The 5,529-nt window shown below is 69.6% G+C and carries 5 protein-coding genes; 2 read left to right on the forward strand and 3 right to left on the reverse strand.

Annotation, left to right across the window (positions count from 1 at the left end):
• The first annotated feature begins 237 nt into the window (after positions 1-237).
• Complete coding sequence (locus tag BM048_RS17570; RefSeq protein WP_139224538.1) at positions 238-555, forward strand: hypothetical protein; 318 nt, start codon at positions 238-240, stop codon at positions 553-555.
• A 119-nt stretch (positions 556-674) separates the two neighbouring features.
• Here BM048_RS17570 and BM048_RS17575 read toward each other — a convergent pair whose 3' ends face one another.
• Complete coding sequence (locus tag BM048_RS17575; protein WP_090035352.1) at positions 675-1,883, reverse strand: hypothetical protein; 1,209 nt, start codon at positions 1,881-1,883, stop codon at positions 675-677.
• Between the two features lie 77 nt (positions 1,884-1,960).
• Positions 1,961-2,953, reverse strand: coding sequence for a tyrosine-type recombinase/integrase (locus BM048_RS17580; protein ID WP_217644279.1), 993 nt, complete (start codon positions 2,951-2,953; stop codon positions 1,961-1,963).
• Between the two features lie 386 nt (positions 2,954-3,339).
• Here BM048_RS17580 and BM048_RS17585 point away from each other — a divergent pair, with 386 nt between their 5' ends.
• The gene (locus tag BM048_RS17585; protein ID WP_175499621.1) at positions 3,340-4,164 is read left to right on the forward strand and encodes a hypothetical protein; all 825 of its coding nucleotides are present in this window, start codon (positions 3,340-3,342) and stop codon (positions 4,162-4,164) included.
• A gap of 272 nt (positions 4,165-4,436) precedes the next feature.
• Here BM048_RS17585 and BM048_RS17590 read toward each other — a convergent pair whose 3' ends face one another.
• Complete coding sequence (locus tag BM048_RS17590; protein WP_175499622.1) at positions 4,437-5,306, reverse strand: hypothetical protein; 870 nt, start codon at positions 5,304-5,306, stop codon at positions 4,437-4,439.
• Between the last annotated feature and the right edge of the window lie 223 nt (positions 5,307-5,529).

The raw sequence follows: 5,529 nt of genomic DNA on the forward strand, positions 1-5,529 counted from the left end.
GACGCAGCGGATCCGTCCGCCACCCCTCGGACACGAACACCACGGGCAACGGCACAGACGAAGGCGTAGTCATGCACGAGCATGCGCCCATGCCCGACACGGCATCCACCATCGGCATGCGCTCGCGCAGCGGCATGACCGTACGAAGCCGGGCGGCTTGCTGTAACGCGCGCTTCGGTAGGCCTGCGGCACCCAGTGACGTAGACGGACTGTGTCGTGGTCGGCGAGCATCGTTGCGTGTGTGCCAACGAGTTGAATGCGCCGCAGGAGCGAGAGCTGCAGACCGTGCTCAAGCGCGTCGCTCAAGTGAGACCACGCAGACCCGACGACGACGCCGGGGACGACGTCTGGCAGGCCTGGATGCAGTTGGACGAAGTGCAATCGACGATCGCCGGCTGGGCCGGGCGTGAGATCGGCAGTCTCCGACCCGACGACGACGAGTTCCTTGCTGCTGCGCGGAAGAACCTCGCTGCGCCTGGAGTGCACAAGCTCCTCGGGGACCGCCGCGTCGACTTTCAACGCGCCGTCTCGATGCTCTACGACCGGTTGCTTTGACTTGGCACCACCGCACCCAAATCCATGCACGGCGGAGGCAAGGCCCGCGAACGGAGCGATGTCCGGATCGCGGCAGATCCGGATGGTTGTGAGTGCCGCGCCCGAGCCGGCTCTTGGTCTCAAGGCCGCGCGGCGAGTGGTCGGCGACGGTCGACGACAACTGCCGTCGCTGCGCAGGCGAGTGCGACTCCGGCGCCGATGCCGCTGATCCAGGCGAATGCCCTATTCGTGTCCCGGCCCTCGGCTGCACGGCCGGCTCCGCGGATCCGGTCAGGGTGCTCGACTGGGTACTCGAGCGCGACGGTGTCGCCGACCTCGGAGTAGACGGTCAGGTCCAGCTCATCGACGCTCGCCTCCCCGATCCGCACGGTGCCGTCAGCCTCGTACTGGAGCTGAAACACCCGGTACCGGTGGCCGTCATCCCAAGACAGGACGGTCCCGCTGGTCTGCTGCACGGCACCCTGGTACGGACGTTCCTGGACCCACATGGTGGCAAGGGTCGCCGCCGCGAAGCCGGACGCGATGCCGACGAACGCGGCAACGACCCAGGAGGCGGCGACGATCCGACTCCGCCGTGGGAAGCCCCGGGCGTCGTTCTCGACCTTTATGCGGGCGCGGGACAACGCCATCAGTCCCGATCCTGCGATGAGGCTGATCATCAGCAGCACATAGGTGACGACAAGGGCCGCCGAGACGATCACACCCGCCGCGAGACCCGCCTCTGCGGACCGGCCAAAGACGAACGCTATTCCCGCGCCGAGCCCGGCGCCCAGGCCGAGAAGGACGACGGCCGCGCCGATCATCCTGGTCCGCGCCGCCATCAATCCGCTGTCCAAGTCGGCATAAAGGGCCAGCGGGAGCTCGAGCACTGCCCACCGGCCCACGTCTGTAGCGCGGACGGGCGCGCGAGCGCTGACCTCGGCACCGGTCGAATTCGAGCCCGACGCGCCCGGCCAGGCGTACCGCTGGCCCAGAGTTAGGCGTGGCTGCTCTCCCCGGATCGTCGCGCGATAGGCCGCCTCGCCAATCACGTCCCACAGCGCAAATGCCAAGTCGATCGCTGCGTCGTCGTCCCAGGCCCGCCCGGCGAATACGACTGTCTGCCAACGCGACCAACTCGCATCCTCGGGAAGAAGGTCAAGGCGTGCAAGGCGCGCTGGAGCGTCGCCCTGGGGATTGAGCGCGACGATCCGCTCGACGAGCGCAGCACGCAGCGATGCTGCCTCTGCAGCGACGTCTGCCCGACGACTCCGGGCAAGCGCACTGCACACCAACGCGTCGGCGGAGACAGAGATCTGCCAGGACCTCCGCGGCTGGACGATCCTCACGGGCCGAGGCTAGCGAGACGAGCCGCACTCCCAGCTCGACTCCACCAGCGGCCCTTCACGCTCAACGGCGGATGCGGTCATGTGCCGGAGGCCATGTAGGCGGCGAGGATGTAGTTGGGGTGGCGGTCCAGGGTGGTGCGGGCGCGGTCGTAGCGCATGGTGGTGCGGGGGTCGGCGTGGCGGGCGGCGATCTGCACGTCGCGCAGGTCGACGCCGGCGTCGAGCATCGTGGTGACGTAGGTGTGGCGCAGCATGTGCGGGTGCATGCGGGGCAGGTGCACCCCCGCGGCCGCGGCCAGGCGACGCCGCCGGCGGGTGGCGGCGTGACGGTCCATCCGGCGACCACGGCTGTTCAGCAGCACCGGCCCGGACGGGCGCCCTGCTGTCGCTCGGTCGACGGCTCGGGACACCGCGGGCGGTAGCGGGACCAGCACGACTTTATGGCCCTTGCCAACCACCCGTGCCACTCGGTGTCCGTGCTCTTCGCCGAGGTCGGCGATGTCCAGGGCGCAGGCTTCGAAGATCCGCAGCCCCAGGAGTCCGAGCAGGCACACCAGCGCAAAGTCGGAGGTTCGTGGCGAGAGGCGGGCGGCGGTCAGCAGCGCCTCCAGCTGCAGGTGCGTCAGGCCCAACGTGGGTGATTCGGCCGGCACGCGTGGCCGCGCCACGTGCTCGGCCGGGGAGTGCTCTAAGACCTGGTCGATGACGCAGGTGCGGTAGAACCCGCACAGCACCGACACCCGCCGCGAGACCGTTGAGGAGGCGTAGCGGCGGGTCTCCTGCAGCCACCGCACGTACAGCTCGACGTGCGGGCGCCGCGCCTGCAACGGATCCAGCCCGTGCTGCTGACACCATTGCAAGTAGCAGCGCAGGTCGGACTCGGTGTGACGGCGGGTCTCCCCGCGGTAGCGGGCCAAGTAGCCGGCGACCGCCAGACGCAGCGGATCCGTCCGCCACCCCTCGGACACGGTCACCACGGGCAACGGCACAGACGAAGGCGTAGTCATGCACGAGCATGCGCCCATGCCCACCACGGCATCCACCATCGGCATCCGCTCGCGCAGCGGCATGAGCGGACGTCCGCGGCGCCGCGGCGTATGGGTCAGGGCCTCGTGTGCGAGGCGCCGGCCCTTAGCGATGCGATAGCGGCTGCGCAGCGTCCGCTATCGCCTGATGCGGCAGCGGAACTCGGCGGTCCCCGCGCTCGGTGGTACGGGTTCGCCCTTGGCGACCTGGCCGCACCAGAGTTGCGCGATCGTGACTTCGTAACGACTACGAGAAGGTGCGGAGGCGTCCATAGTTTCGTCGGGGCGCGGAAGGGTCCGTGCCTCTACTACTCGTCGCTCGGGGGACCCCAACCATGCCGCTCCACGCCAGACTTCGCTTTCTCACTGCCGCTGCGACGAGCGCCGGCGCTGTGGCGGCGTGCCTTCTCGGCGCCGTCCCAGCGTCGGCGGTGCCCGGCGGGCTGGGTGGGCTGGCGTCGGGCGACATCGGCGGTCTCCTCGTAGCCGGTGACAGCCTCGAGGAGATCGTGGACAGCCAGCGCTGGTTCACGACGTCTGCGCACCTGGAGATGCAGGGCGACGGCAACCTGGTGCTGTACGCCCGGCTCTACAACGAGGTGGACGTCCCGCTGTGGCAGTCCGGTACGGCGGGCCATGCGGGCGCCTACGCAGCGGTCCAGACCGACGGCAACGTCGTGGTCTACGCCGCCGACGGAATCACGGCCCTCTGGCAGTCCGGGACGGCCGGGCGTCCGGGAGCCGTGCTCCTGGTCCAGGGCGATGCCAACGTGGTCGTCCTCGACGACACCGGCGCAGCCGGCTGGCAGTCGGGTACGGCGCTGCTGCGGGATCACCTCGAGGGGGAGGACGTCCTGCTCCCCGGGCAGGACCTGCAGTCCCAGGCCGAGTCAGCCGTGGGCACGCTGGCCCCGGTCCCCGGGCCGGCGCGCCTGGTCATGCAGACCGACGGCAACCTGGTCGCGTACGACGAGGGCCGCGCGTACTGGCAGAGCGGAACCGCCGGCCACCCTGGCGCCTACCTCGCCCAGCAGGCCGACGAGAACCTCGTCGTCTACGCGCCCGACGGCCGGACAGCCCTGTGGCAGGCCGGCCTCGCGCTGCCGGTCAACCAGGACCCGTGGGACATCACCATCCTGTGGGGCTGGGGCACCCTGAGCGCCTACGGCGACGACACGGACGGCGACGACGTCACGCAGCGCGTCGTCGTGCGCGGCCCTCGCCCCGGCCCGGACGTCCTGTCGATCGGGGAGTGACTCGAGGCTGTCGCTTCGGCACCGCGACGACGACCGAAAAGAGTCCGCCGCCCGGCACCACGCCGGGCGGCGGACACGTTGCTCAGCGGAGGTCGACCCACCGGCGAAACGTCCACGGCCGACTTGCCCGCCTACCTGCTCGGAGTGGATCACGCGCAGACGTCGCTAGGCGCGCTGGCGGCCGGCTTGGTCGCACTGGCCCTACGTGGCAAGGCAGAAGATGAACCTCGCGCCCGGTATGCGCTCCCATGCCGTCGTGGCTCGCGCGATCCCTAGCAGCCGCAGTCGCGGTCCCTACCGCCGGCCCCGGGCGCCTCGGGGACCACCGTGATCCTGTCGATGCCGTTGCTGATCCGGATGCTCCCGAAGTGACGAACAGTGAGCGCGGAGTCGCCGATCCCGGCGGTGCCGGACTGCCACAGCACGGTGGCGCGGTCGGAGGCGTACACGACCGCGTTCCCGTCCGACTGCATCACCAGGTAGGCGCCGGGCCGGCCAGCGGTTCCCGACTGCCAATAGGCCCGGCCCTGCTGGTAGGCGACCAAGTTGCCGTCCGTCTGCATCACCAGTCGGCTGTGCCCGACCTCGTACCCGACCTCCGCCGCCCCGTCTGACAGCAGGTCCTGGCCGGGTGCCAGCTCGAGTCCGACCGCGTTCCCCAGGCCGCTACGGAACATCGCAGTGCCAGCCTGCCAGCGGGCCGCCCCACCGGCATACACGACAAGATTCCCGTCGGGCTGCAGCGTCAGGCGTGCACCTGCCTGACCCGCGGTACCCGACTGCCACAACGCCTGTCCGCCGTCCGCCGTGTAGACAACGGCATTCCCGTCCGACTGTAGGGCGAGGTAGGCGCCGGGGTGTCCACTCGTGCCTGTCTGCCAGTCCGCATAGTCCATGCCGGTGTAACGGTCCAGCCGGTACAGCACGAGGTTGCCGTCGCTCTGCATCTCAAGATGGGACTCGGCGTACCGCTCGTTGAATGGCGGCATGAGGGCGGACTGGTGTACCCCCTGGTTCGCGACCAGCGTGTCACCCGGGATCAGCTCGTCGTCGGAAGCGGCGGCTGCTGCTGGAGGCACACATGTGACCACCGCTAGAGCGCCGGCGACGAGCACCGGAAGGAAACGACGCATCTTCGCCACGATTCTCCTGTCATCGATCGCGCATGCCTTCGTGGAAGGACGTGTTGGTCGCCTCCGGCATCGCCTTCTTCGCCACCATAGTTGCGGTGCACTCCTGCGCATGCGTGTTCCTTCGCCCACGCCCGTCCGTGCGTCAGCGACCCGACCTTCCGGTACCGCTCGCACATCGGCAGGAGCGGGTCATGTGCCGGAGGCCATGTAGGCGGCGAGGATGTAGTTGGGG

The sequence above is a fragment of the Cellulomonas marina genome, assembly GCF_900111925.1.
In the GTDB taxonomy this organism is placed as follows: domain Bacteria; phylum Actinomycetota; class Actinomycetes; order Actinomycetales; family Cellulomonadaceae; genus Cellulomonas; species Cellulomonas marina.